General features: G+C 53.6%; 27 protein-coding genes and 2 pseudogenes. 21 read left to right on the top strand and 8 right to left on the bottom strand.

Annotated features, from left to right (window positions below):
* Position 1: 1 nt before the first annotated feature.
* Complete coding sequence (locus tag BJ917_RS01500; RefSeq protein WP_121101251.1) at positions 2 to 1,375, bottom strand: iron-containing redox enzyme family protein; 1,374 nt, start codon at positions 1,373 to 1,375, stop codon at positions 2 to 4.
* A 362-nt stretch (positions 1,376 to 1,737) separates the two neighbouring features.
* On the opposite strand from BJ917_RS01500, the pseudogene BJ917_RS32135 reads away from it, so the two are divergent.
* The 12 genes and pseudogenes from BJ917_RS32135 to cydB all read left to right on the top strand — a co-directional run bounded on the left by BJ917_RS32135 (position 1,738) and on the right by cydB (position 12,440).
* Positions 1,738 to 2,048 (top strand): annotated as a pseudogene (locus BJ917_RS32135) (hypothetical protein).
* 12 nt (positions 2,049 to 2,060) lie between these two features.
* Positions 2,061 to 3,179, top strand: coding sequence for a carboxylate-amine ligase (locus BJ917_RS01490; RefSeq protein ID WP_121101248.1), 1,119 nt, complete (start codon positions 2,061 to 2,063; stop codon positions 3,177 to 3,179).
* 201 nt (positions 3,180 to 3,380) lie between these two features.
* Positions 3,381 to 4,028, top strand: a complete 648-nt coding sequence (locus tag BJ917_RS01485; protein ID WP_121101246.1) for a hypothetical protein — start codon at positions 3,381 to 3,383, stop codon at positions 4,026 to 4,028.
* Positions 4,028 to 4,456, top strand: coding sequence for a phage holin family protein (locus tag BJ917_RS01480; RefSeq protein ID WP_121101244.1), 429 nt, complete (start codon positions 4,028 to 4,030; stop codon positions 4,454 to 4,456). The genes BJ917_RS01485 and BJ917_RS01480 overlap by 1 nt, the downstream gene beginning before the upstream one ends.
* Positions 4,453 to 5,277, top strand: a complete 825-nt coding sequence (locus BJ917_RS01475) for a DUF3618 domain-containing protein (RefSeq protein ID WP_121101242.1) — start codon at positions 4,453 to 4,455, stop codon at positions 5,275 to 5,277. The genes BJ917_RS01480 and BJ917_RS01475 overlap by 4 nt, the downstream gene beginning before the upstream one ends.
* A 186-nt stretch (positions 5,278 to 5,463) precedes the next feature.
* Complete coding sequence (locus tag BJ917_RS01470; RefSeq protein WP_121101237.1) at positions 5,464 to 6,705, top strand: zinc-dependent alcohol dehydrogenase; 1,242 nt, start codon at positions 5,464 to 5,466, stop codon at positions 6,703 to 6,705.
* Between the two features lie 30 nt (positions 6,706 to 6,735).
* The gene (locus tag BJ917_RS01465; RefSeq protein ID WP_121101234.1) at positions 6,736 to 7,500 is read left to right on the top strand and encodes a DUF72 domain-containing protein; all 765 of its coding nucleotides are present in this window, start codon (positions 6,736 to 6,738) and stop codon (positions 7,498 to 7,500) included.
* Between the two features lie 1,065 nt (positions 7,501 to 8,565).
* Entirely contained in the window at positions 8,566 to 9,066 is a 501-nt protein-coding gene (locus tag BJ917_RS01455) for a CinA family protein (RefSeq protein ID WP_121101228.1), read from the top strand.
* An 8-nt stretch (positions 9,067 to 9,074) separates the two neighbouring features.
* Positions 9,075 to 9,593 carry a hypothetical protein gene (locus tag BJ917_RS01450; RefSeq protein WP_121101227.1) on the top strand — a complete coding sequence of 173 codons (519 nt, stop codon included), beginning with the start codon at positions 9,075 to 9,077 and terminating at the stop codon, positions 9,591 to 9,593.
* A 7-nt stretch (positions 9,594 to 9,600) separates the two neighbouring features.
* Positions 9,601 to 10,047, top strand: coding sequence for a DUF421 domain-containing protein (locus tag BJ917_RS01445; protein WP_121101224.1), 447 nt, complete (start codon positions 9,601 to 9,603; stop codon positions 10,045 to 10,047).
* Between the two features lie 2 nt (positions 10,048 to 10,049).
* A complete protein-coding gene (locus BJ917_RS01440) occupies positions 10,050 to 11,426 on the top strand; it encodes a cytochrome ubiquinol oxidase subunit I (RefSeq protein WP_121101221.1) in 1,377 nt (458 codons plus the stop codon).
* A gap of 12 nt (positions 11,427 to 11,438) precedes the next feature.
* Positions 11,439 to 12,440 carry a cytochrome d ubiquinol oxidase subunit II gene (cydB, locus tag BJ917_RS01435; protein ID WP_121101218.1) on the top strand — a complete coding sequence of 334 codons (1,002 nt, stop codon included), beginning with the start codon at positions 11,439 to 11,441 and terminating at the stop codon, positions 12,438 to 12,440.
* Positions 12,441 to 12,513: 73 nt separating this feature from the next.
* Here cydB and BJ917_RS01430 read toward each other — a convergent pair whose 3' ends face one another.
* Positions 12,514 to 12,990 carry a hemerythrin domain-containing protein gene (locus BJ917_RS01430; protein ID WP_121101215.1) on the bottom strand — a complete coding sequence of 159 codons (477 nt, stop codon included), beginning with the start codon at positions 12,988 to 12,990 and terminating at the stop codon, positions 12,514 to 12,516.
* Positions 12,991 to 13,286: 296 nt separating this feature from the next.
* Between BJ917_RS01430 and BJ917_RS01425 the strand changes: the two genes are divergently transcribed.
* The 3 genes from BJ917_RS01425 to BJ917_RS01415 all read left to right on the top strand — a co-directional run bounded on the left by BJ917_RS01425 (position 13,287) and on the right by BJ917_RS01415 (position 15,947).
* Entirely contained in the window at positions 13,287 to 15,074 is a 1,788-nt protein-coding gene (locus BJ917_RS01425; protein ID WP_121103071.1) for a thiamine pyrophosphate-requiring protein, read from the top strand.
* A 79-nt stretch (positions 15,075 to 15,153) separates the two neighbouring features.
* A complete protein-coding gene (locus BJ917_RS01420) occupies positions 15,154 to 15,585 on the top strand; it encodes a DNA methylase (RefSeq protein WP_121101213.1) in 432 nt (143 codons plus the stop codon).
* 50 nt (positions 15,586 to 15,635) lie between these two features.
* Positions 15,636 to 15,947, top strand: a complete 312-nt coding sequence (locus tag BJ917_RS01415; RefSeq protein WP_121101211.1) for a hypothetical protein — start codon at positions 15,636 to 15,638, stop codon at positions 15,945 to 15,947.
* Between the two features lie 565 nt (positions 15,948 to 16,512).
* Here BJ917_RS01415 and BJ917_RS32125 read toward each other — a convergent pair.
* The gene (locus BJ917_RS32125) at positions 16,513 to 16,749 is read right to left on the bottom strand and encodes a hypothetical protein (RefSeq protein WP_121103070.1); all 237 of its coding nucleotides are present in this window, start codon (positions 16,747 to 16,749) and stop codon (positions 16,513 to 16,515) included.
* A gap of 222 nt (positions 16,750 to 16,971) precedes the next feature.
* On the opposite strand from BJ917_RS32125, the gene BJ917_RS01395 reads away from it, so the two are divergent.
* On the top strand, positions 16,972 to 17,211 hold the full coding sequence (locus BJ917_RS01395) for a hypothetical protein (RefSeq protein WP_121103069.1): 240 nt from the start codon (positions 16,972 to 16,974) through the stop codon (positions 17,209 to 17,211).
* Positions 17,212 to 18,006: 795 nt separating this feature from the next.
* Here the strand turns inward: BJ917_RS01395 and BJ917_RS01385 are convergent.
* On the bottom strand, positions 18,007 to 18,450 hold the full coding sequence (locus BJ917_RS01385; protein WP_256658483.1) for a hypothetical protein: 444 nt from the start codon (positions 18,448 to 18,450) through the stop codon (positions 18,007 to 18,009).
* Positions 18,451 to 18,714: 264 nt separating this feature from the next.
* On the opposite strand from BJ917_RS01385, the gene BJ917_RS01380 reads away from it, so the two are divergent.
* The 4 genes from BJ917_RS01380 to BJ917_RS01360 all read left to right on the top strand — a co-directional run bounded on the left by BJ917_RS01380 (position 18,715) and on the right by BJ917_RS01360 (position 22,127).
* Complete coding sequence (locus BJ917_RS01380) at positions 18,715 to 18,960, top strand: DUF1652 domain-containing protein (RefSeq protein WP_121101205.1); 246 nt, start codon at positions 18,715 to 18,717, stop codon at positions 18,958 to 18,960.
* Between the two features lie 107 nt (positions 18,961 to 19,067).
* Positions 19,068 to 19,349 carry a hypothetical protein gene (locus BJ917_RS01375; RefSeq protein WP_121101202.1) on the top strand — a complete coding sequence of 94 codons (282 nt, stop codon included), beginning with the start codon at positions 19,068 to 19,070 and terminating at the stop codon, positions 19,347 to 19,349.
* Positions 19,350 to 19,810: 461 nt separating this feature from the next.
* The gene (locus BJ917_RS01370; RefSeq protein ID WP_158602460.1) at positions 19,811 to 21,394 is read left to right on the top strand and encodes a diguanylate cyclase; all 1,584 of its coding nucleotides are present in this window, start codon (positions 19,811 to 19,813) and stop codon (positions 21,392 to 21,394) included.
* 517 nt (positions 21,395 to 21,911) lie between these two features.
* Entirely contained in the window at positions 21,912 to 22,127 is a 216-nt protein-coding gene (locus BJ917_RS01360; protein WP_121103067.1) for a hypothetical protein, read from the top strand.
* A gap of 216 nt (positions 22,128 to 22,343) precedes the next feature.
* Here BJ917_RS01360 and BJ917_RS01355 read toward each other — a convergent pair whose 3' ends face one another.
* Together BJ917_RS01355 and BJ917_RS01350 are read right to left on the bottom strand one after the other, a co-directional pair.
* The gene (locus tag BJ917_RS01355; RefSeq protein WP_121101194.1) at positions 22,344 to 23,312 is read right to left on the bottom strand and encodes an endonuclease; all 969 of its coding nucleotides are present in this window, start codon (positions 23,310 to 23,312) and stop codon (positions 22,344 to 22,346) included.
* Between the two features lie 67 nt (positions 23,313 to 23,379).
* The gene (locus BJ917_RS01350; RefSeq protein WP_121101191.1) at positions 23,380 to 23,835 is read right to left on the bottom strand and encodes a VOC family protein; all 456 of its coding nucleotides are present in this window, start codon (positions 23,833 to 23,835) and stop codon (positions 23,380 to 23,382) included.
* 1,269 nt (positions 23,836 to 25,104) lie between these two features.
* Here BJ917_RS01350 and BJ917_RS01340 point away from each other — a divergent pair.
* A complete protein-coding gene (locus BJ917_RS01340; protein ID WP_121101188.1) occupies positions 25,105 to 25,335 on the top strand; it encodes an AbrB/MazE/SpoVT family DNA-binding domain-containing protein in 231 nt (76 codons plus the stop codon).
* 132 nt (positions 25,336 to 25,467) lie between these two features.
* On the opposite strand, the pseudogene BJ917_RS32120 reads toward BJ917_RS01340, so the two are convergent.
* Positions 25,468 to 25,665 (bottom strand): annotated as a pseudogene (locus BJ917_RS32120) (AbrB/MazE/SpoVT family DNA-binding domain-containing protein).
* Positions 25,640 to 25,939 carry a lecithin retinol acyltransferase family protein gene (locus tag BJ917_RS01330; protein ID WP_121101186.1) on the bottom strand — a complete coding sequence of 100 codons (300 nt, stop codon included), beginning with the start codon at positions 25,937 to 25,939 and terminating at the stop codon, positions 25,640 to 25,642. The pseudogene BJ917_RS32120 and the gene BJ917_RS01330 overlap by 26 nt, the downstream one beginning before the upstream one ends.
* Positions 25,940 to 26,049: the final 110 nt, after the last annotated feature.

The following is a 26,049-nucleotide window of genomic DNA, read 5'->3' as shown; positions in this document are numbered from 1 at the left end:
CCTATCGTGGTGATTCATAATATGAGGCCCCCCGAGAATTACGTTGAGAAAAGATCCTAGTTGCGGCTAATCCTTCCGGTGTTGGGTGTAAGTCCGGGGTCATTAGCGCTATGAGATTTTCAACGGATTGAGATCCGGGCAATGTGAACAGTTCCTTAGCCGGGCGTTGAGCACTGCGACGACGGAAATGGTTTCGAAATGGATCGGCTGGTTTCGCTGCAGGTGCTTGCCAATTGCCTGAAATCCAATCGTTCAACAGTTGTTTTTCATAGCCATTGAAGACGCCGAACATCACTGCACCTGGGCCATCAATCAGTTGCCAGAAGCGGCTGTACTTTGGGTCTTGATGTCGCTTGATCCAGCCTTTGGATTGAAGGGCCATAAGCAGTGGCATGCACTGACCTGGGGTGGCAAGCCACTGATTGATAGTGTGTCCTTCCAACCGGCAGTAGTCTGAATGCATGTGCTGGCCGAAGATCGCCTTGTTCTCTAGCATAGCGATGACTTCCTGCTCCAGGTCAAACGAGCGAATCACTTCAGTGGAATTTGTCCCAAGATCATTGAGCAGGTAACCAGCGCGCAAGCGCTCCAGAAATACCTCTTTCGTTTCGTCACTTGGAAGCAAATTCATAACGGCCTCGACGGCCTTGAGTGCATGTCCCGAACTGGCATTGTCGATGGTGACATGGAGCCTAAAGTAATGTGGATCGATGCCAAGCTCATTGAGCTCAAAAGCAGTGATCAGAAGATGCAGAGGCAACTGTTCGTACCCGAGGTTGTAGCCGAGCATCTCCGGCAGGAACTCGTCTGCAAGCCTTCCGAGGGCTAGCTGTGTCGTGCCCTGCAAATACAGAATGTCATCAAGCGGGGCGACCGGCGCGCAGTCGTGTTCATTGAGAAGGTTGCGGTAGAGTAGGACATGATTGAGAGTTGGATCGCCATCGCCCAGTTCCTCTAAATACGTGCGGATCAGGCCGCGAAATCGCCAGTCATCGGCATGTCTGACACTTCCGTACAACCATGCGCCGTCAACCAGTTTGCTCGGCGCGACATGCTGAAGAAAAAACAGGGCATGAGCCTTATTTGTGAAATATTTCCTGTTGCCTCCGGCTCGTCGACCTTCCAGATATTTACTGTAAAGCTTGGCCACGGATTGGCTGTTGCCGGTAACCCAGCCCGAAATTTCAGTAACGTCGGTAGGAAGATTACTCGGGAGAGTTCTCGCAGCCTCCAGTTGATTTTGGAGGTAATGGCGCACGCTGTCCTGATCGACGTCAGCAGACGTTCGAATCAGTCGAGTGTAGAGCGAAAAATGAGTACCTGAGGGGGTGGGCGCCTCAGGCGCGGGCTCGGGTAGATGCTGTAATGATGTCATGGGAGGCCTGCTGACTTTTCTCAGTATTTAAGTCAGAGAGATCCTCTCCACGATAATTCAAAAGAGTTGAGCGCCTACCGATAGCCGACACAATTTGCTAGAGCGCTCGAGCAGGATGTGCCTCCAGCGCGTGATTTAGGGAAGTCTAGGGAAGTCGACGGGTGTGCCATTTCTCGAAAATTCCATGAGTTTGGATGCCCTTGAGTGCCTGCCTAACCAAGCGTGGTGCAAGCGAGCTCAAGATCTTTTATCAGTCCCGGCAATCTGCCTTGATCTACCGACTTACCACCTCTGGTCGGCCGGCACGAACGGGGTGCCAATACTCCGCATCCATTTAAAAACACTGGCACGATGAGGCGAATATGAAAGCCTTTGAAAACCAACTGACTCCCGTTCAGGAACGAAGGCTCATTGGCCTGGAATCTTGGCATCGCGTGTTCGGGGACAGCGCTCTGCGTAGGGAACGCCCGGACGCCTATCATGAGGAGCTGCTTCGCCAAGCGGTTGAGTTGGATCGTCTGGGTATCGTCATTTGGGAGGAGTGGAGGGACTTACGCTCGAAGCTGATCTTGCTTACTTGCGTGCAGTAGCAGGTGAGGACTATCACCCGGTTTATTCACATAAGGGAATGTGTGGAGCGTCAATATCGTCGGCTTACCAGGATTCCATTTAGGGAGTGGAAGCAATGTACCGTCAACTGAGGTTCGGTATTGAAGAGGAGTATTTCATTACTGATCTGGTCACAAACCAGATGCCAAGAAAGCTTCCCGTCGTAGTGAGTGACAAATGCAAGACTGCACTGGGTCAAAGCTTTGCATATGAAATGTTTCAGGCACAAATCGAAGTGGCGTCGCCTGTGTTTACTGACCTAGCGCAGGCGGCGGATTTTCTCGCTCATGCCCGAGGTGCATTGAATCGTACCCTTCAATCCTTCGACTTAGGGCTGCTTTGCGCCGGTAGTCATCCCTTGGGTAACTGGTGTGCGCAGCAACCAACAGACGAGGATCATTTCCAGCAGCTGTTCAAAGATTATCAACAGGTAGCTCGACGCAGTTTGCTGTCTGGTCTGCACGTGCATGTAGAAATTCCGACTCACCTGGATCGAGTTCGGGTTATGAACGAGGTACTTCCATGGACACCCTTACTACTGGCTTTGAGTAGCTCCTCTCCCTTTTGGGAAGGTTTTGATAGTGGATTTGCCAGTTACCGTCAGACAGCTTGTGATGAATGGCCTCGGATGGGTATTCCGGAATACTTTGTGGATGAACCTGCCTATGAAGCCTACGTTGCTTTTTTGATTTCAACCTGCTCGGTGAGAAATCCAGGTGAGTGCTGGTGGGGAGTACGACCCTCGGTCAGATTCCCGACGCTGGAATTACGAATGACAGACGCATGCCCGCGTTTAGATGATGCGCTGACTATTGCCAGCTTCTTCCGGTTGTTGATTGCCTACGCTATTGAGCACCCCGACCCAGGGGCGGCTTACTCGCAGCAATCCAGGTGGATACTGATGGAAAATCGCTGGAGAGCGAAAAGGTTTGGTATCCACGCAGCTTTTCTCGTTGAAGGTTACGAACGGCCTTTCACGATTGATCAATGGCTTTTGAGGGCCGAGCAAATCTTGGGAAATACCGCTCGATGGCTCGGTGTCGAGAACGTCTTTGCGAAGGCTCGGCAAATAATCCATTGCGACACCAGCGCAGGGCGACAGCGATCTGTCTTCGAAAATGCTATTAACAGCGGCCTCAGTGTCCCTGCAGCACTCTCAGAAGTGGTTGATCAATTGCTTCTGGAAACCAAGTGAGCACTCTGCATCATCCATGGCCGATCACCACCGAACTCTCAGTAAGGGCCGTCGGCACGCCTTTGTTCGACGAATAACACTTAACGTTCATCATTCGTTTTGAACTCCGAATTAAGGCGTTCCGTCCTCTGTTATGAGGGGGCTCAGGGCATTTTGCTACGAACTCCCGCAACGCTTTTCAACCAGAAGGCGAGGGATGATATGAATACTTCAGATAACAGCGCGGGAGCGCAGGCCAATAGCCCTGACCCAGGCAATCCAGAGCACGCTTTTCAGGATCTCAAAGAGAATGTCACCGAGGCGTTGGGCGGTGTTCGCCAGCAGGCTGATACTCAGTTCGGTGAATACCGCGACACCGCCGCCGATCAGATTGATGCCTTGGCAAAAGGGGCGAAGTCCTTTGTTTCCGAACTTGAAGAAAAGGACACGCTGGGTATGTCCGACTACCTCAGTGACATGGCGGAGTCTATGAGTGGGCTCGCCGGAAATTTACGCGGCAAGAGCGCCGAACAGCTCCTCCATGACGCCGCTGATCTGGCACGCAGCAACCCGACGCTGTTCATAGCCGGGAGCATCGCCCTGGGCTTTGGCCTGTCGCGATTTTTGAAGGCAGGCACGTCGACTGCGACTCTTGACGCTGCAGGCGATTCAACCGCGAGCCGCTCGATACCTCCCTCGGGCGGTTTTGGTGCCCAACGTCCATATCACTCACCCATAACCCCACACACTGATTCGAATTCCGGTTTGGCCACCGGCATCACACCCGCGTCACCGAACGAGGAGGATCACCGTTCGGACTACATCTCCTCAGTGTCAGCGGGTTCGTCAAACCTGAAAGGAGACCTGTGATGAACAGAGAAGATACAGAACTGCCGCGCTCAAGACCGGTTTCGACGCCTGATGATGCTTCGATGGTCGGCTTGTTGCGCCAGTTGTCCCGAGAGGTGCCTGCTCTGTTTACCAAGGAGTTGGCGCTGGCCAAGGCAGAATTGCAGGCCAGCCTGAACACCCTGAAGGCGGGGATCGCTGCAGTGGCCGGAGGTGCAATCGTGCTATTGGCGGGTTTCATCATTCTGCTGATGTCAGCGGTTTATGGGCTGAGTACCGTCATGGCGCCTTGGCTGGCCGCGCTGATTGTCGGTGTGGTGGTAGTGATCGTCGGTTTCGCCATGCTGCAATCCGGCAAAAAACAATTCGAGCCGTCCCACTTCAAGCCTGACCGTACGCTGGACGCTTTGAATAAAGATCAGGAAGCGCTAAGGAGGAAAGTTACATGAAAAGCGAATTGGACATCGAATCGGAAAAAAGCCCCGAACAGATCGAACGTGAGATCGATGCACAGCGGGCCAGCATTGGCAACATCGTTGATGCGTTGGAAAGCAAATTCACGCCTGGGCAAATGTTCGACCAAGCCTGGGGCATGATACAGAACAATGGCACTACTTTCCTGAGCAATCTCGGCACTAGCGTGCGCAACAACCCTGTTCCCGCAGTGCTGACTTCGGTTGGATTGCTGTGGCTGATCATGGGGCAAAATCGGCCTTCAATGGCCATTCCCGCGTATCGCTTTGGGCCTGATCAGGGCAGGGTAGGAGAGTGGGCCGATGAGTTGGCAGACGGCATTAACACCGCACGCGACCATCTGCATCAGACAACCGACGTCTTGAAGAGTGGCTTTCAGTCGCTTCGAGACAAGGTCTCCACAGTCGGCGAAAACGTCGGCACTGCCGCCGAAAGCATCAGCCACGTTGCGCATGATACGGGTGACCGGTTCGCACACAAAAGCCAGGCGCTGGGTCAGCAGCTCAATCACTTGCTGAAGGAGCAACCACTGATGGTGGCCGCAGCGGGAATCGCTTTAGGGGCGTTGCTGGGGGCTGCGTTGCCAACGACCACGACTGAGCAGCGCTATCTCGGGCGCAAAAGTGCTGGTTTGGTGAACAAGGTGAAGCAGCAGGCGCAAGAAGGCTACGAGGCGGTGCGCGATACCGTCACCAAGACGACTGAGCATGTGAATGATCGGACAAGAATGGAATCTGGCTCACCCCCTGCAGCCAACGCCTCTGCGGATCTTTCCAAAGGGTTAGGGACTTCATGAAGTTTGGCTCCCACGGAGGGCTCGCAAGTGGCCTTCCGAATGGGGGGCAGATTTGCCGAACTTTTTTGTGTCACCCAGCGGATGCGACACTGAGTCGATCCTGCCAATCCATGCTGAACTCGCACTGAGTCTGAACTTCCTTAATTGGAGCAGCTGAGGTTCTACCAGGCGAAGGAGCACTTATCCATGCGAGCAATGACTTATCACGGCGCCCACAAGGTCAAGATTGAAACTGTCCCCGACCCGGTCATCGAGCAGCCTGACGACATCATCCTGCGTGTGACCGCCACGGCAATTTGCGGCTCCGACCTGCACCTATATCGTGGCAAGATACCCACCGTCGAGCACGGCGATATTTTCGGTCACGAATTCATGGGGATCGTTGAAGACGCCGGTAAAACAGTTAATCAGGTGCAACGCGGTGATCGCGTTGTCATTCCATTCGTCATCGCGTGCGGCGACTGTTTTTTCTGCCAACAGCAACTGTATGCGGCCTGCGAAACCACTAATGACGGACGCGGCGCCAATCTCAATAAGAAAGCCATCCCTCCCGGCGCTGCCTTGTTCGGCTATAGCCGTTTGTACGGAGGCGTACCTGGTGGTCAAGCCGAATTGGTACGGGTACCGAAGGCCAACACAGGCCCGTTCAAGGTGCCCGGTACGCTACCGGACGAGCGAGTGCTCTTTCTCTCCGACATTCTGCCCACCGCCTGGCAGGCGGTGATCAATGCACAAGTCGGTAAAGGATCGAGCCTGGCGATTTTTGGTGCTGGGCCAGTCGGATTATTGAGCGCAGCCTGTGCACGCATGCTTGGCGCCGAGCAGGTGTTCATGATTGATCACCATGCTTATCGTTTGGCCTATGCCGAGAAGGCCTACGGAGTTATCCCCATCAACTTCGATGACGATGACGATCCGGCTGACACCTTGATTCGTCAGACTCACGGCCTGCGCGGGGTGGATGCAGTCATTGATGCCGTGGGGTTCGAGGCCAAGGGCAGTACCACCGAAACTGTGTTGGCAACCCTGAAACTGGAAGGCAGTAGCGGTAAGGCGTTGCGTCAGTGCATCGCCGCCGTGAGGCGCGGCGGTGTAGTGAGCGTACCAGGGGTTTATGCGGGCTTCATCCACGGTTTTCTATTTGGCGATGCATTTGACAAGGGGTTGACCTTCAAGATGGGACAAACTCACGTTCAACGCTATTTGCCCGAGCTGCTTGAACATATTGAACTGGGCCATCTGCATCCCGAGGAAATCATTACTCACCGCATGTCGCTGGAGCAGGTGGCCGAAGGTTACGAAATTTTTGATAAGCGCCAGGAGGATTGCCGCAAGGTCATTCTGATCCCAGGGGCCCCCGTGAAACCTCTGACCGAGTCAATTGAGCCAGGAGTGAACTTCGCTAATCGTGGAGTTCCGAGCTTGTAGGCTGGGCGCGGAAAGCCGGTAGGTGATCCTTTGAACCGTCAAACGATTTTCATCGGGTGTGCGGGTTGGAGCGTGGGGCGCGAACACGCGGCAGCATTTCCGGACAACGGTACGCATTTGCAACGATACGCCTCGCACTTGAATAGCGTTGAAATCAATAGCTCGTTCTACCGCCCACATCATCGGAAGACCTACGCGCGTTGGGCCGAGTCAGTGCCTGAGGCATTTCGCTTTTGCGTCAAAGTGCCCAAGCGAATGACCCATGAATTGCGTTTGACCAATACTGAGCAGCCACTGGAACAATTCCTTGAACAATGTGCCGGGCTGGGAGCGCATTTGGGATGCTTGCTGGTACAACTGCCACCTTCATTGGCCTTTGATGAAAAGGTAGCAGAAGGTTTTTTCAACACCCTTAGAGAACACTACGACGGGCCGGTCATATTGGAACCCCGGCACGAATCATGGGTCGACGCCAAGGCTTTGTTGATGACTTGTCAGATATCCCAGGCGGTTGCCGATCCGTCACGGTTGAGTACTGACTTTTCGCCGGTAGGCGCGCGGGAAGTGCAGTATTGGCGATTGCATGGATCCCCTCGCATTTACTACAGCGCCTATGACCGGCCGTTCCTAGAAAAGCTCGCGAGCCAACTTCAAATCTCGGCCGTCGAAGGTGCGACGACGTGGTGCATTTTCGACAACACCGCCAGCGGTGCGGCATTGCGCAATGCTTTGGATCTGTCGGCGCTAATTTCGAAAGCGGGTGATGCTGTTATCCGGTCTGCAGATCAGCGTTAGTTAGTCATTGGCTGGCCTCGTGATTAAGGGTTTTATTTCAATGAACTCCTGCATCTGGCCTGCCTCTGAACATGAGAGCAGCCTGCTGCAAGTGCTATCCGCGTACCGAGTCAGTTGCTCATGAAATTCGATATTGAGTCCTCCACCAGGGAGTAGGGGTCACGAGCCGCTTTGCAGTTCTTGAAAACCTACTGAAAAATTTGCGGCCCGCCCCGTGATCTCGGCATCGAAAGACGCACTGCCACAGCCGATCCTGGAGCTCATTGATGAAGGATAGATGCCGCCTGGAGCGATTCGATGCCTTTTTGAGCAACAATTCTTCGTTGTGCACCGGCACGATGACTCCGATCATTTGAGGATCTCCATAGCGCAGCGAGTCACTATGTAACCCTTTCGATGTCGACCGGCGTAAGCAGCAAGTGGCTGCAATGAATGCATAGGTGCTGTCGCGGGCTTCTCAAACGTCAATCTGTAATTCGAGCTCTCCGTTATCCATTCTGCGTGCATCAACTACTGTGCCAGTCAATGGTGGCTGTGAAGAGCGCATTATCGTAACTGTATGGGCCTTGTGAAGATCATCGGGTACAGGAGGAAACATCCGCACCTGGAAGGCGCCGGGCGTAATGGGGATGATGGTAATCTCGCAGTCAATACTCTTGGAAATCGGCCCAAAAAAGGTGTCATTCATGTAATTCATGCGTACATGGACTGGCATAAAAGACCTCCCTTTACACCGTGTAAGAACCATTCTTCTATCTTCGATGCGATTACATTTACTTCCAATTTCGGCTTATTGCTCCGTGCAAACCCTGAGCCAGGTCTAGCTCGGGACACGGCAGCTTCATAGAGCTAGGCAGCTATTCCGGACTCGGTGCTTGGCGACAGATGTCGGAATGTTGGCCCGGCGGGTATAGGGATAGACCCTCGGCTCTTATTGAAATTCTTCTGCACAACCTCCTTTTGTCGACTAAGAATCCAAACGTTCGTCCGTGCAAAAACGATAGGATTCACGGAATGATCCGTTGTCGCAAGGGTCAATGCCTATAACCCTTGCGGACAATTGTCATGTCTATCGCCGGCGACACTATTCAGTACCTGCGCGAACATTCATTGCTGCTGACTACGGCAGAGTCCTGTACGGCAGGAAAAATCATTACGCTGCTCTCCGAAGTGGAAGGCAGTGGAGAGCTGATTGAGAGTGGCTACGTTGTCTACTCACCCGAGGCAAAGCAACGGTTATTGAGAGTCAACCCTTACACCATCGAAACCTACAATCTGACCAGCTGTGAAGTCGCACAGGAAATGGCAGTGGGTGCTTTGCATGACAGCACCGCCAATGTAGCCGTGGCGACGACAGGGATTCTCGGGCCTGAGGATGTCGATGGGATACCCGCCGGTACCATCTGCTTCGCCTGGGCCTACCAAACTGAGTCGGGTGTGAGCGTGTTCAGCCACGAGCATCGTTTCACTGGATCTCGCTGTCAGGTGCAGCTTTTGGCGGCAGACCACTCATTACAGCTGCTACCGCATTTTCATCAACGCGCGTTGGCCGACGACCGGAAATAGGCACACTCATGTCTGAGGATGTCCGTCAATCCGATCTCAATAGCCGCGACTACCCTATCCGAGAGGATATGGTCTATCAGGTCAAGGTTTGGCGATTCGAACGATGGGGGTGGTATGGGATGGTGCTGGTGGTTTTACTGGCGTTGGCTGGTTTGTTTTCGCACGGGCCTTTGAGTACTCGGGAGGCCCATGGCAGCGATAGAAAAATCAGCGTCGAATATGAACTGTTTCACCGCAATGGTTCCACCAATGCTATGAAAATCAGCGTCGTGGGCATCTCGAACTCCACGGCTGAGCTTGAACTCACTGGCAACCTAATGGACGGTTTCAGTATCGAGACAATGCAACCTGAGCCTGTGCGCGCCAGCAGTGGAGGACAAGGTCTCAAACTGTGGTTGCAAACCGACGCTCAAGGTCATGCCAGCGTTTACCTGACGTTACTGGCTGATGGGCCGGGATTGTTCAGCACACGCCTGCAGTTACCTGGCGCAGAAGCAGTGAACTTCAATCAGTACATCCTCCCATAGGTGATTTATGGACTCGGTATTGCGCGCCGCCGCGATGTACATGGCACTCATGGTGCTGTTCAAGATTGCCGGTCGACGTTCGCTATCCGAATTGACCACCTTCGACTTCGTGCTGCTGATGATGATCGGCGAGGCGACACAACAGGCACTCTTGGGTGATGACTTTTCACTGACCAATTCGTTGATCGTCATTGTGACCTTGATCGCCATTGACGTTGGACTGTCGCTGCTCAAACAGCATTCGAACTGGGTGTCGCGCCTGATTTCCGGTGAGCCAACGATTATCGTTGAAAACGGAAAGCTGTTGCACGGGCGTTTGCGCCATGCGCGAGTAGGGGAAGCCGATGTCATGGAAGCGGCACGGTCGAGCCAAGGCATCGAAAACCTGGATCAGATCAAGTTTGCGATCCTCGAGCGCAACGGAAAAATTTCGGTGATCCCTCGTGAGTCGTGAGCATGGACGCCGTTGATTCGGTGCTGATGGTCGCGCGCGCGCAGTTTGCGATTACCATCAGCTTTCATATCGTGCTGGCCGCGCTTACCGTTGGGCTGGCCAATTTTCTGCTGGTGCTGGAAGGGCTCTGGCTCTGGCGTGGCAGCAAAATCTATCTGGATGTTTATCGTTACTGGCTCAAGGTGTTCGCCCTCAATGTGGTGGTAGGCACGGCGTCGGGGCTGATTCTGGAGTACCAGTTCGGGCTCAACTGGTCGCGGCTGTCGACCCAGGCAGGCGATATCCTCGGCCCGTTGATGTTCTACGAGGTGCTCGCCGCTTTTTTTCTGGAGGCGGGCTTCCTCGGCATCATGTTGTTTGGCATGAAGAAGGTCGGCCCGCGTCTGCATTTCTTCGCCACCTGCGCGGTCGCCATAGGCTCGTTGATCAGTGCGTTCTGGATCCTGTCGGCCAATTCCTGGATGCAGACACCCGCCGGTTATACCGTGGGCGCCGATGGCCGCTTCATTGCCGAGAATTGGTGGGCGATCATTTTCAATCCGTCGTTTCCTTTTCGGTTGGCCCACATGACGCTGGCGGCATTTCTGGGTACCGCCACTCTGGTGGCCGGTGTCACCGCCTGGCAGCTCATGCACCAGCCGCAAAACCCGCGAGCGCGCCTGCAATTTTCCATGGCGCTGTGGATGATTGCCGTGCTGACGCCCCTGCAAATCGTCGTAGGCGATCTGCATGGCCAGCACAGTCTCAAGGTTCAGCCACAAAAGGTTGCCGCCATCGAAGGGTCGTGGACGCGCCCGCCCGAAGGCGCGGGGGAACCGCTGCGCCTGTTTGCCATTCCCGACATGGCCGAACACCGCAATCACTGGGAAGTGGCGATCCCGCGCATCGGTTCTTTGTACCTGCGGCATGACCTGTCCGGCACTATTGCCGCACTGGATGAGTTCCCTGCCGAAGACATCCCCCCAGTGCCCGCAGTGTTCTTCGCTTTTCGAGTCATGGTCGGCCTGGGCCTGTTGATGCTGGGGCAGGGACTGACCAGTCTGGTGTTGCGCTGGCGACAACGGTTGTACGCCGCGCGTTGGATGCTCCACAGCTGTGTGCTGCTGACTCCCGCCGGGTTGCTGGCGATGCTCAGTGGCTGGGTGGTGACCGAGGTGGGGCGCCAGCCGTTCACCGTCTATGGATTGCTGCGCACCACTGACAGCCTGTCATCCGTGTCGCGCCAGCAGGTGATGGGTTCAATCTGGATGATTCTGGTGTTTTACCTGCTGATCTTCGGCATTGGGCTGTGGGTACTCCTGCGACTACTGCGCGAGCCACCGCACGAGGACGAGCCCGGGCCACAACCGACGCTGGCGGACGAGACAGGGCAATCCTGAGGAGTTGAACCCATGTTGGACACTGACTGGATTGTTCTGCTTTCTGCTGGAGCCCTGGCGTTCTCGGTAATGAACTATGTGCTGCTCGATGGTACTGATCTGGGCGTTGGGGTATTGATGGGCTTGACACACTGCGCCAAGGATCGGCGGGCCATGGCTGTGACGATTTTGCCCATCTGGGACGCCAATGAAACGTGGCTGGTGCTGGGAGGTGGCGGTCTACTTGCCCTGTTCCCCTCGGCCTATTCCATTCTGCTGCCGGCGCTTTACCTGCCTTTTATCCTGATGTTTTTGGCGTTGATTTTGCGAGCGGTCGCCTTGGAGTTCCGTGATTACGCACCCAGCGATGGCATCAAGCGCGGGGTCGATGGCTTGCTGCTGTGTGGCTCGGTGCTTGTCGGCGCAACGCAGGGAATCGTGCTAGGCACGCTCGTGCAAGGCGTACCTCATGAAACGGGGCAGTACAACGGAGACGGCATCGAGTGGCTCAACCTGTTTCCGCTGTTCTGTGGTGCTGTGCTCGTCGTGGGTTACACGTGGCTGGGGGCTTGCTGGTTGTATTGGCGCACTGTCGGTGAGCTCCAGCGACGCTCCGGATTTCAGGCGAAGGCCTTGGCGATCGTGACCGTGGCGCTGTTGATCGTGTTAGTCGTGTGGACGTCGACACTGGACGCCCGCTATGCGCAACGGCTTTCGGATTGGCGGGTGTGGATGCCGGCGATGAGCTTGCTGGTTGCTTTGCTGGCCGGTTTTGCGTTGGGGTTTCGCAGCCGTTGGCATGCCTTGCCGCTGTTCGCTGCGTTGGGCGTCTTTGTATTGGCGTTCGCCTTGATGATTGTGGCGCTCTTTCCCCTTATCGTTCCGCCGGACTTAACCTTGCAGGCTGCGGCCTCAAGTTCCCACAGCCAAGTATTCATGTTGGTCGGATTCGCGGTGCTGATCCCGGTCACGCTGATCTACAACACCTTCGGCTTCAGTGTCTTCAGCGGGAAGGTGAGTCCTACTCTCAAATGACAGTGACGGTTCAATGCTGACAGTTCTTTATTGAGCAAAGCCCGGCGAATGGCCGGGCTATGTGCCGTCGGGATCAGGCTGCAACGTTGCCCGCAGCCCAATCCTTTTTGTAGCTGGCTTTCATCACTTCCATTTGTTCTCCGAGGTCATCGAGCGTGGCCTTTCCAAGGAGCTTCTTCGCTTGAGGAAACAGTTCGGTTTCTTCTTCTTCGATATGGTGCTCCAGGAGCTCTTTGACCACCTTCACCCTTCCTGCAAATTCCGTCGAACCAGGATCGGTCTGTTTGAGATCCGGCAATACCAGCGAGTCCACGGTGCGGTGCTCTTCCTTGGCTTCGAAGTACATGATGTCTTGTTCTTTGGCACCCGCTGCCTTGAATGCAGGGTAGAGAATTTGTTCTTCCAGCTTGGTGTGGATCGCAATCTCCAGTTCGAGTTTTCCGAGCAACTCAGTGCGTTTCTTGGTTGCCCGTTCAGTGGACTCACTCAGCTGGGCAAGAATCGATTTCACTTTTTCGTGATCGGCTTTCAAAAGATCAATAGCGTTCATGGTGAACCTCTGCGCTGTCAAAAGGGCGCCCCCCGATAGGTCGGCGTTGCCTGGGGATACCCGGGTGCAATCGCATTTAGCATGCCAGCAGCACCTTTTCTGAAAAGGCTGACAGAGCAAGGGTTGTAGAGAGAGGTGTCCTTGCCGGCGCCGTGCAAAGTGCACAAAACGTTGAGCCGAGCATTGCAGATTGCCAACTAATACCATTAGCCCGGTGCCGAGGGCATTGCTTAGAACTTCGCTCCGTTACTCAGTGTCCAGACCTTTACACCCAATGCGTGATGGACGAGGACGGCATGACGATGACAGTGGGAGACTTTCTGGTTGTACGGCTCAGCCAATGGGGTGTGACACGGATTTTTGGTTACCCCGGTGACGGCATCAATGGCGTATTCGGAGCCTTGAGCCGGGCCAACGGCAACATCGAATTCATTCAGGTAAGGCACGAGGAAATGGCCGCGTTCATGGCGTCGGCGCACGCCAAGTTTACCGGCGAACTGGGTGTATGCATCGCGACCTCGGGCCCGGGAGCCTCGCACCTGATCACCGGTCTTTACGATGCGCAAATGGATCACATGCCAGTACTGGCGATTGTCGGCCAGCAGGCACGAGCGGCGCTCGGTGGTCACTATCAGCAAGAGCTGGATCTGTTGTCGATGTTCAAGGACGTTGCAGGCGCCTATGTACAGCAGGCCTCGGTTCCTGCACAAGTCCGGCATCTGGTTGACCGTGCGGTGCGCATTGCACTGGGCGAGCGTCGAGTTACTGCGCTCATTTTTCCAAATGATCTGCAGGACGCTGAGTACGAGGCACCGGGCAGGGCGCATGGCACCGTCCATTCCGGTGTCGGTTATACGAAACCTAAAGTCCTTCCCTATGAAGTGGATCTGCAGCGCGCTGCCGAGTTGTTGAACGCCGGTGAAAAGGTCGCGATCCTGGTCGGGGCAGGCGCACAGCAGGCGACGGATCAAGTAATCGCCGTGGCGGAAAAACTCGGTGCCGGCGTGGCCAAGGCTTTACTGGGCAAAGCCGTGTTGCCTGATGAATTACTCTGGGTCACTGGCAGTATCGGACTACTTGGCACCGAACCAAGCTACAAGTTGATGAGCGAGTGCGACACCTTGTTGATGATTGGATCGGGATTCCCCTATTCCGAGTTTCTTACCAAGGAAGGCCAGGCACGCGGTGTGCAGATCGACTTGCAACCCGGCATGCTCAGTTTGCGTTATCCCATGGAGGTTAATCTGGTCGGCGATGCTGGTGAATCGCTGGCGGCGTTGTTGCCAATGCTTGAACAGAAGACCTCGCGCAAGTGGCGCAAAAAGGTAGAAGGCTGGCGTACTACGTGGGACAAAACTCTGGAAAAACGCGCGTTAGCAAAAGCCAAACCGATCAATCCGCAACGGGTGGTCTTTGAACTGTCGCGGCGTCTTCCGGAACTGTCGATCATCACCAGCGATTCCGGTTCATGCGCCAACTGGTACGCCCGCGACCTGAAGATCCGACGCGGTATGAAGTGTTCGTTGTCCGGCGGATTGGCTTCGATGGGTGCCGCCGTGCCCTATGCCATTGCCGCCAAGTTCGCTTATCCGGAACGGCCGGTCATTGCGTTGGTAGGCGACGGGGCCATGCAGATGAACAACATGGCTGAGCTGATCACCGTCGCCAAATATTGGCGGCAATGGAAAAGTCCCAAATGGATTTGCGCAGTTTTCAATAACGAAGATTTGAATCAAGTCACCTGGGAGCAACGGGTAATGGAGGGCGATCCGAAGTTCGAGGCGTCGCAGGACATTCCTGATGTCCCGTACCATCTTTTCGCCATTTCCATCGGATTGAGGGGCATTTTCGTGTCACGCGAGGAAGACGTGGCTGCTGCTTGGGAGCAAGCGTTGGCCAGCGATGTTCCCGTGCTAATCGAGTTTAAGACCGACCCGAATGTCCCGCCGCTGCCACCGCACATCAAGCTTGAACAGGCGAAAAAGTTCGCCACGACTCTGCTTAAGGGTGACCCTAACGAGGCGGGAGTGATCGTGCAAACCGCCAAGCAGGTATTGGGGGTCGTAATTCCACGCAAGAAGTAAGAGCCTCCCGCCAATGAGTTCAGGTAAGCCAGATTGAGGTTGGCGAAGTGTTCGACTCTAGGTCACAGGAAGATTTTCCATGCGCAAAAACATCAGTGCTCAAGACTTACAGATTGACTTGGAAGGCCCGAACGAGGAGGGCTTGTTCAAATGGCTGATAGCGAGCTTTTTGATGGGAAAGAGGATTCGAGCTGAAATTGCCGCCCAAGCTTATCGAGTAATAGTCGACGAGCATCAACGAGATACCTCATGCAAGCTTGCGAACAGCACACACCGTGAACTTGTGGCGATGCTCGGTGAAGCGCATTACGTTCGCTATGACGAAACCACTGCAGCGCGGCTTTTGGCTTTGGCGGACAGACTCAATAATGAATATGGGGGGAAGGTGTTGGGTATGGTGAGCGCCAGTACTGATCGTAAGGATTTTGAACACCGGCTTACTGCTTTCGAAGGGATTGGCCCCAAGACGGTAGAGATTTTCATGCGGGAAGCTGCACGAGTGATTCTGTGAAAAAACATTAACCTCTTTTTAGCGACATTTTAAATTTCGAGGTTATTCCAATGCACCTGATCGAGATTTTTCTGCCGCTCAATCTCAATGATGGGGCACCTCAGCCTTTCGAGCATTTTCGTTGTGTGCGTGAGCAGTTGGCCGATCACTTCGGAGGTGTGACGGCTTTCACTCGCAATCCTGCGAAAGGCATATCACAGCAGGAACACAGTGGAAAGTCAGAGGATGACATCATCGTTTATGAGGTCATGGTTGAAGCTGTTGATCGACATTGGTGGCAACGCTACAAGCGGGATCTTGAAGAGCGTTTTCAGCAAAAAGAAATCCTGATCCGTGTCACTGCCGTGAGTCTCGTTCGCTAATTATAGGAGCGTCATCGATAGTCCTGGTGATGACTGACATCTGCATGCCCGGCACTACCGACGGACTGGAATTCGCCCAGGTAATTTGGGTGCGTTGGCCTTACTGCCCGTAATCCTCAGATCAGGCAATAGAACCATACCCGTCAGGGTGCTGCCTTCACACGCGATGTTTTTGCTTAACCCCTGGACATTTGATGTATTGCATCATGCAGTTAGGTCGTATCTACCTGTGTGACGTCAGGATGCCCACGTTCAGCCTATGACTAAATGTTGGAATTCCTTCTCGATAGGGGCGAATAGCGGCGGGAGCTTGGAAAACATCGATTTTGTGCAGTGGCCCGCTATGGTAGTGACGGCGAACTCCTCTTGGTTCATCGGTTCGCAACGAGCACGTCGGCGGATGATTGCTTTTGGGGGCTTCATCGAAAGTAATGCTATGTGGGTTGTTTGGGGATTTCACTCGGACGCCTATGCGTTGATCGTCCTTGAGTGTGTCCTTCCGGGCATGACCTCCCGAGGTTTCAGAAAACCTCAAGGGCTCCCGATTGTCCTAAGGTCTCTAGTTTTACCGGCCTTTGTAATTCTTGTTGAACCCTCGAAGGTTCATAAGGAAGAGGCAAATTTGCAAGAGAATTAGCGCATAGGCGTGCGCATACACGCTCCAAGCCACCCATAGCACATTGCTGAAACTGAAACATATGAAGCCGCTCATTCGCCTTTTTGGTTGCTGAGATCCGATCAGCCAAGCGGCAAGCACGGTGACAAACATCGCCGGCCATTGAACCCAATCGAGATAGGCCAACTGCCTTACCTCCTTCTTGGCTACATTCTTGAGGGTCACTGAGCAGGGACAGAACGAGCCCATGCTGTTCCTGCAGCAAAGCGTAGTTGATGATATCGGGGCATCACCCGAAGCCCGCGTCAGAAAAAATGAACCGCTGTTGTACGCGCTCGCCTAATGATTAGCCTGTGGGAAATCCTTCAGGCAATGTGTTTGTACAGGCACGATCCGAGAGGTGGTCAAATGGCTAAAGACGCGAAGAAAAGCAAAGGTGAGTCTTCAAAAGACAGTAAGGAATTGAAAGGCAAAAAGTCATCACCTGCAAAGAAATCAGCTGCGGCCTCGGCTCATTCGAAATCTTTTGAAGCCAAGGACAAGAAAAAAGATGCCGAGCCTAAGAAATCTGCAAAAAAGGTTGATAGCAAGGCAGAAAAGGCGAAGAAATCAGAGAAGGCAGAAAACCCGGCGAAAAAGAAAAAGTGAGATCCGCAATCTGCTAGGGCTTTACGCCCTAGCATCCTCGAACTGTATTTCACGCGCTACGACAAATCAAATGTAGCCAGATTGGGCTGTCGATACGACCTATCTGTCCTGAAAGCGTCACCGCTGCGAATCTTCGTTCGATCATTTAGGTCGACAAGTTTCCAGCTCATCAGCACTCGATGATTCTCGTGCGCAGCACCTCAATCGCTTACGAGCGGCGGTTGAAAAAATATGACCTGCCAAGCTGAAGGCGCGCTGACGAATAATGAAGCCACGTTGCGATTTACTGCACACGCCAAAAAGCCCGCGATGGGGAAGCGGGCTGGGAATCAAAAAAGGAGCTACATCCATCTGATGTGAAAATATCGTGATAGATGGCGAACGACTCCCAGATTAAGAATCCAGAACTTCGGTTGGTGTGTGTCATTCTGGATATTGTCTATAGGCTGATCGCCAAACGCGGGAAGTCCGAGTGTTGCCCCTGGTCAATCCGGGGTGAGCTTCAGCTGTACCGCAGGAGGAGGGAGTTTTTCATGCAGGTGGCTATCTGCACTCCAACGAAATGCGCGGGGTAAATGGCGGCTGAGCCGATTAGAAAGCGCGAAAAGGGCACCCAATTTTCGACCGGACATGGCGTTTCCTCGCATGACCACTTATCGATCATAATGTGCTTCATCGAGAAGTCGATTTCAGCACCCCGGGTGACTTGAACCACGGAGACTTTCGTTCTATGCGCAAGCTTCAATCAAAAAAGTCTCTTGTTTGTCTAGGTCGGAATTTCATGTTGGGTCAACCTCACTCACACGCAGTGCTGACTGCCTTCTCGGCGCGTTGAATTTCCTGCTTTACATCAATTGTTATCCGTTGCTCCTTGAGCTGTTGTACCAGGAAGGGTTGATCGCCTCGCGACTTCACTTCCGCATCTGTTGCGGCGACCTTTGCCTCGACATTTGCGGAGTGCTCCATAATTACTGCTTCCGCCTCTTCCTTGGTTGTAGCAGTATCCAGCGCGTTGATAAGCTTGCCCACCTCGGCTTTTTCCGCTTCGGCGTAGCCTTCGACAGACAGACCGGTAGCCATGGCGCGTGCTCGGATTTCGACGGCCTTCTGATGCTCCAGCGCTACGTTGCACAGTTCATCCTGTCGCAGATTTTTGCCCACGTCCCAAGTGCTAAACCCGTACATCACGGCAGCCACGGAGGTCACGACTACAGCGGTAGCAATTAATTTGCCTTTCACATTCACGTACCTTCAAAAGGCAATGAAAGAAAAATGATTGTTGATCTGAGAGTTATAAGACTAGCCTAGGACGCGTAGGGAAGACTGCTCCATAAATGGCAGGCCAGGGACAGTCACATCTGAAAACATGAGTCGATCGGTGGGAATATCGGTAAGGCCGATCAAAGTTGCTAAACGTTTGAGATCGTAATTTGCCGGGCATTGCTCAGCTCGCCTATATTTATAAGCGGGCTTCATACGACAGTGACTTTGAGGACGTAAGTCATGATTTCCATGCTTGAGCTTCGTCATATTATCGAGAGCGGCTTTCTGCCTCTTTCCTGCACCTGCACTACAAATCCTGATGGATCGCTCATGATCAGAGTGTTCGATCCTTCGAGCGGCCAGGTTGAACTGCTGGTCACAGCTGTCACGACAGAAACGCTAACCTCCAGTCGTGCAATAGCGAACCTGATCGGGGAATTACGCACTGAAATGGCCAATAGAAGTACGATGATCGCCGAGGGCTGACAACGGGCTCGAATCCGGATGACCTCAGTCAGAGGCGAGTCGCTGCGCATCCGATCGGTCACTGCCTTGGGTAATCAGTTAACGGCGATTCATCCAGGAGGGCTGGGGTGAATACTGAGAAGTTCAAAAGCGACCTTGGTCAGACGTGTCTGGAACTCGACGCCGCCACCACCCAGGTTATGGAACTGGTCAACGCGGGCAAGGCATTTGGTGCTGCGTGGCACGCTGCAATTGAACGGGAGCGCAAGGCATATCAAATCGTTCATTGGATACTTGATAGCCCCATAGTCCCAAAAATGGGAGCTGTCGATGGATTCAACGATTTGAGCCCCTATACTGAGGCTGAACAGTTCGATCTAACAAAGGCAATGGATAGACCTGCTGCCTAGATGTTCGGCTTGCTGGTCATTGGTACCTTTTAGACCGAAACTGAAGTAGCTGGTAAGGCGAGCGCTTGATGACACCGCGCTGCCTAACGCCTGTCGTTGTGTCCGCACCTTGACATTTCATTAGAAAATTTACTGCCCGTCCCTGTCCATTTCTATCCGGTGGAGATGGCCCGCTTAGGTCATGAGCTTGATGGTTTGGTTAAACGCTTTCGGCTATAGGCCTGGCCTAAAGGTCAGCATACGCCCGACTCACCCTTGCGTAAGTCAGGCCGGCACCGCTGATACGGCAGTGTAGGCGCCGACGCCAAATTGATGCGGTTACCAGGATGTCACTGACCCCTGTTCCTCGTGAACCATTTCCTTTGCTGAACTTGTTTCGATTTGAAGCTGGGTCAGTCTTGCGTCAGTGCGCGGTCAATTCGGCGTCAATGTCAACAGCCTCATCCCATTGGCGGGACTCAATGCGCGCCATCATAATGACGGCGTTTAACAACGCATTAACGGAGACGACGATGAGGGTAGAGCTCGAAGTCAGCCAGGTAAAAAGGCTGCGTCAGTTCATAATCTATGCCCGATTGGCCGCCTCCACTGTGATGGCAGTCGGTATAGGTGTGCTGGCGGGCTGGCTGCTTGATGTGCCCGTGCTAAGAACTGTGCTTCCTGGCTGGACTGCGATGGTGGTCAATACCGCCAGTATGTTCACTGTCCTCGGAGTAGGGCTGTGGTGCGCTACGTTCAGAACGTCCCAGACCGGATGCTTGATAAGACGGCTTGGCGCTGTCTTGGTGATACTGGTTGGTGGGTTGACCCTCGTTGAGTATGTCCTGTCGGTTGATCTAGCGATTGATTTGCTACTTCCTTTCGAGCTTCAACACATCCAATCCGCTGCTTTTCCAGGACGAATGGCTCCTGCAACGGCACTGTGCCTTCTGCTTTCTGGCTTTGGCCTGCTGCTTAAAGGCAGGTCGTTACTGCCGCAATTTTTTGCGTCGTCAGCGCTATTTATAAGCCTGATGGCACTTGTTGGTTATTTGTTCAGCGTCAGCGCGCTCCACTCGGTGGGTCTCTATAGCTCTATGGCCATCCATACGGCTATTGCGTTGATCCTGTTCAATACTGGACTGCTGGTTATCCAGGAGCGTTCGGAATTCGTCGAGTTGCTGATAAGCGATACAGCGGGTGGCGAGGTAGCGAGAAGCTTGCTGGCTAGTATCCCGGTAGTAATTCTTAGCATCGGAGGTGCCCTGCTAGTCGGAGAAAAGCTGGGCTACTACGATAAGCGGTTCAGCTTAGCTTTGATGGCGACGCTGAGCATTGCCATGCTCGTTGCGGTAATCCTCAGAACTGCAAGGCATCTCCATAAGATCGATAAGTCCAGAGGCGATGCCCAAGCGGAACTGGCGGCCCTGAATGCAGCCCTTGAATTGCGAGTGGTCGAAAGAACCAGTGCACTCGAAGCGGTGAATAGCAAACTAATGGACGAAATATTGCAGCGACAAAAGGTCGAAGACGATGTGCGCCAACTGTCGCTGACGGATGAACTGACTGGCTTGAACAATCGCCGCAGTTTTTTCCTTTTGGCTGACCAGCTATTGCATTCAGCTCGCCGTAATGATCAACCCTGCGCGCTATTTTTTATTGATCTCGACGGCCTGAAAAAACTTAATGATGTCCACGGCCATGAGGCGGGCGACTTGGCGATCATGGCTGCGGCGCAGGTGCTTAAGGCAGCGTTTAGAGTTAGCGATGTTGTTGCTAGGATCGGAGGGGATGAGTTTGTAGTCTTGGCTGTCGATGTGAGGGAGTCGGTCGATGCTCTCTCTGCTCGTGTGCAAACACTGGTCGATGAGTTCAATGGTAGTGATCGCTGCCGTTATCCTGTCGGCTTAAGCATCGGCGTTGTTCGTTGTTCGCCAAAGGAGCTGAAGCCTCTGGGTGAGCTGCTCGCAGGTGCCGATGCCGCGATGTACGCCAATAAGCAGCTTCGTCGTAAGCAGGCTCTTCATTGTGATGGGTGCCCAATACGCATTCAAACCTGCATCTGAATGCTAACGGCTGTAGCGTTCCTGGGTTTTTACAGAGGTGAAGTTAAAGACCGGGCAGTCCATGACTTTGTTATAGGCACTCGCCAAATCCAGAATAGCTATTGGCGCTTGGTGTTCCGAAACGAGCGGATTAAAGACTCAAGGACGTACGATCTACAGCATGCTGACGTGGATGCTCGCCATTTAGGAGCGAACAAACAGCCTCTGCCTCGACCTTGGCCTTGAACACACCGTGCTTGCTAGCAGAGCCTCCTTCGACGAGATCTACGACTCTATATTGCTTGATGCCATCTTCAAGTCTGGTGGTCTCGATGCCCCTGAATCTTGAATTCATAATGTGCTCCCTGCCGAAAACTGGTGCTCTAGGAGTACCGGTAAGACTCCATGATTTCAACAATTTTGCAGGACTGAGCTGCGACAATTTGTGACGGCGCGCCGTGACTCACATTTCCCAGCTGAAACACAGTCGAAACATTCCAGCCATATGATTCGCGTCACTGAAATCTAGGGGGTGCAGATGAATCGGCCATCAAGAAGCATGCGCAAACTGCTCGATTCCGTCGCCACTAACAGCGAGGCTGCGGCGCTGGACGTGATGCGCGCAGCAGAGCAGCTACAAGATGAAGTGCTTCGTCAACGGTTGCTCAACATGATTCACCGGCTCAACCAGGACGCCCATGATTTGCGAATGGCGCGTGACGAAATTCAAGGCAGAGCCATAAAGCTCGCGTGATGGGGTTTAGACGGGTGCTATCGCTCCTTCGGGCGTAAGCCCGGCTCGTCTTCTGATTCTCACTCATCACGTAATGTGCATTTGGCATGTCACTCCCTCAGGCGATCACGAAGGATCAGCGAAACTCCCAAGGGCCATAACTTCGGTGGATCAGGGTCATCGGTACTAATTGAATACGGCCTCGGTTTCGCGAGGCCGGCCTTACACGAGAGGCAGCTATTTGCAGTTGCCGGCTTTGCGATATCCCGCCGCCTGAGCTTCGGACTCAGAATTGAAAGAAATTTGGTTTTTAGCTGACACCTGACCATAACCAGGGCACCCCATCGAGAGGTGGTAGATCTGGCTTTTTCGATTACCGATTATTGAATCTAGTCCGGTTGCGCTCGCAAGGGATGGATGGGCTGGTGCTCGCGGAGGATTAACTGGAACGGCGCTAACCACACCGTCACCAACTGCCTTGTATCCTTGCGACCATAGACGCTCGCCAGTTACGAATGGATTGGAGTGCCCCATGATTGCTGCAATGCGGCGATCCCGTTCTTTCTCCCAAGACGAAACCGGGTACTGCTTGTCCCAGGCCATCAGTAGCTGTTGTTGCTGACGTGACATGCTCAGGTTGTATCTGTCGAACATGTAAAAGGTTGTCCTCGCGACCAACCCTTTGACTTCGTCACGCGGTTCCGCAGCTCGTTGCTCAAAATCAACACGCGTCTTGCACTGTCCATACTGCGGCGCTACCCCGGAGGTCATGCCGTAGTTGAAATTACTACGGTCGCCGTTCACCTCACCAACTGATGGATAGAGGTTGAACAGATCAGCTTCCATCGCTCGGAATACGGGGTCATCGTCCACACAGTGCTCGCGTCCACCGTTCTTCCAGCATTGGCGTTGGTTGCCGAATGTCCAGGCTGGAACTATGTGCTCCCACTCAGTACGCTCTGCACGATTCTCTTGCTTTCTGGCTTTAAGTCCGCACGACTCAGCGTCGATACGACCACCTGATTTGCCAACCCACGTCCATTTGCAGCCGCAATACAACTCGCCCATGGAGCTGTTCGCCTGGTCGAGATAGATCTTCTGCTTCGCGATGACCTTGGCTTCGGAAAAGGTCGAGGGAGGGCTTGAGAAGGCGGGGGTGATTACTGAGAAGGTCAGTAGCGCTACTACGGAAAGCAGTTTTTTCATTGGAAAACATTAGCCAATTAAGGGCGCGCATTGTACTCACGACGCCCACGCCCACTGCATAGTTTTCTCAGGAAAACGCAGCCTCGATAAATGCCTCCAGCTCCTTGTCTTCCAGTATCTCAATAGAGAAGTGCCCGAAGCGTTTGGGCAACCAAATGATGCGTGCCCCAGACGGGGATTGCAGGTTCGCACGAGCCAATGGCTTTCCATTTTCGTCTTCTGGCTGAACACCTGAGGCCATCAATTCGTCATAGGCTTTCTCGATGTCCGGTGTCGAGTAGCAGTGGCGGTAAATCATCCCTTCACCCGACGTATCCAATAGCTCTTTCAGGTTCCCCGCCAACGGCTGTACCAACATGAAACGCTCTTGGCCCATCAGCGCAATCGCGTAGCGCACATGCAGACCACCTCGTGCCCATACGAGCGTTTTGGAGATCCTGGCGTTAAGTATCTGCGCGTAGTAAGCACAGGCTTCGTCGAGATTCTTGACCAGTACATCTACGTGACTGAATTTCAGATCCATTTGCAGTCCTCCTGTTGAAACGGCGTCCATGGTAAACACGACATCGATGCTTCGCTGATCGAACACTTTTTTTTCCAAAGTCGTAGTGAAATATCAAAACGGCGCTGGTAATGTTCTGGCCACGTTCGTCAAACCATTAAGGGATGGAGGCGAAAATAGAAGCCCTGGAGCCGCGAACCTCCGGGGCTTTGTTTTTCTACTCTGTGGCTTTTTCACGTACGATTTCCATTGCTACTGCACCGGCAATGGTTACGTGCTTGTACGTGCAGGCTCAGAGCGCGGCGAGCAAACGTTCGAGCTGTTTGCACTCCCATGCACTCAACAGATCGACAGGATCAGCTCCGTCGCGTTGCCAGAGCTCAAGTGTCCCGACTCGGCCATCAGGCGACCTGCAGTACTCGCAGTAATCCAAGGTGTCACAGTCGTTGAAGAGTGTGAGTAGCCATCCATCAATCTCCACGCTCATTAGCCCGTGATAGATCTCCCCCCATGACTGGATCGAGCTCCGTCTCATGATGCGTTTGCCGAGTGCGACGTCCGTTAGTACCTTGCAGACCTCGTGGGCGTGGAGAGGAGAGGTTGCGTTCAAATCATTCTGTGTGCGAGTCATCGCATACCCATAGCTTAGCTGCGTGATGATCTAAATGGGAAGTCGCTCCTTCGGGCCAATGGCCCCGGCTCACCTAATCAGCCGAGCATCGTCCTTGATGATGGATGCAACGTTCCTGACGCAGTAGAGGGCGCCATAGAGGACGTGCGCAGAGCGGTGCCTAACGCACGGTTGATCGACGCAGTTCTCACTCCATCACTGACTGCAGGCGCCGTCCAGTGCGCCAGCGCCGAGCATTTATTCATCATCCGCTGAGAGCGGAGAGTTAATGTCAACATCGATACCGCCGATCAAAGAATTGAGGCGAGCCAGGAGCGTTGAATCGAGGGCGATCAGTTCCCCAGGTGTACTCAGGATGTAGTCATCTCACAGCGTCAGAACCTCGCAAAGCTCCCGATCATTCTTTGAGGTTTCTGTGCCATCCGTCTCACTGCGAGAAAGGATCGTGGATACGGATGAAGCAGGATTTGAGTCGTTCATGGAACTGACATTATCCGCGCTTGAAGCGCTTGTCATGCGCCGAGTGTGGATTTCGAAAGAGGCTCCTTTGGTTGTCGCTTCTTCGGGCCAAAGCCCGGCTCGCCCCCATGTCTTGACGTTATGTGGCCTACCGTACAGCTCGACTATCATGTAAGTGCTTAATCGCGTAGGTATCCATCATGGCTACTGTCACTGTGAACGCTAAAGGCCAAATCACCATCCCTTTCCAGGTACGGGCTACTCTTGGCCTACGACCAGGGGATGAAATCGAATTCGTCGACCTCGAGAATGGTCAGTTCGCCATCGTGGCTGTGAGTTACTCCGTTAAGCGAATGAAGGGCATGATTCGCAAGCCGAAGGTCATCGTGAGCATTGATGACATGAACGCAGTTTTTGCGCTGAAGGAGTAAATGCTCGTCGATAGCGTTTCCCAAGAAGACGCTTGCTAAGGTTTGTCTCGAGCTTCGTTCCAAGGCAGCTTCTGAGGTGGGATGTTGCTATCGCGTTTTCGGGCCTGAGGCCCGCCTCGTCGAGTGACTGCTTTATTTCATCTCGGCGTTGCCTGGCTGTCCGCTACTACAGGCTTCAGTGAGCACGTATATTCGATCCGCAATTTACGGCTTTTTCGATAGGACGAGTCAGCACGTATTGCCGACAAATTCCTCTATCAAATATAGCGAGTCGCCGACATCAAGCTCCAGCTCTTGCAATGCCTCATCGGGTGGCGAAGTGTTCACAATTGTTAATCAGGATGTTGTACTTGCTCTCACCGAGTTTGGATTTCGCCCGCTCACAAATCTGAGGGCCGGTGAAAGGGCTTTTTCGGTACGTCGTGACCTTGATCGACCTGCCTCGTGCGAAAACCTCCAGCGAGGTTAATTCGACGCCCCCCTCGTTAATTCCAGAAGCAATACCAGAGTAATGGATCACCTGATCGTGCCCGACATAGATACCGTGGTGGGTGTACAGACCGCGGCCGACAATGAGGTGGGATCCAGCGAGCAATGTAGGCATGCGAGGTCTCCAGAAGATGTGCTTTAGGGAAGCAGCAGCGAGTTCGTCACATTCCGGGATGGCGGTGCGCTATCATCGGTAACGCTTCTACAAACACGTACCGCAGTGAC

It is taken from the genome of Pseudomonas sp. WPR_5_2 (genome assembly GCF_003634475.1).
GTDB classification, from domain to species: domain Bacteria; phylum Pseudomonadota; class Gammaproteobacteria; order Pseudomonadales; family Pseudomonadaceae; genus Aquipseudomonas; species Aquipseudomonas izuensis.
This window is presented reverse-complemented; position numbering and strand designations above follow the sequence as displayed.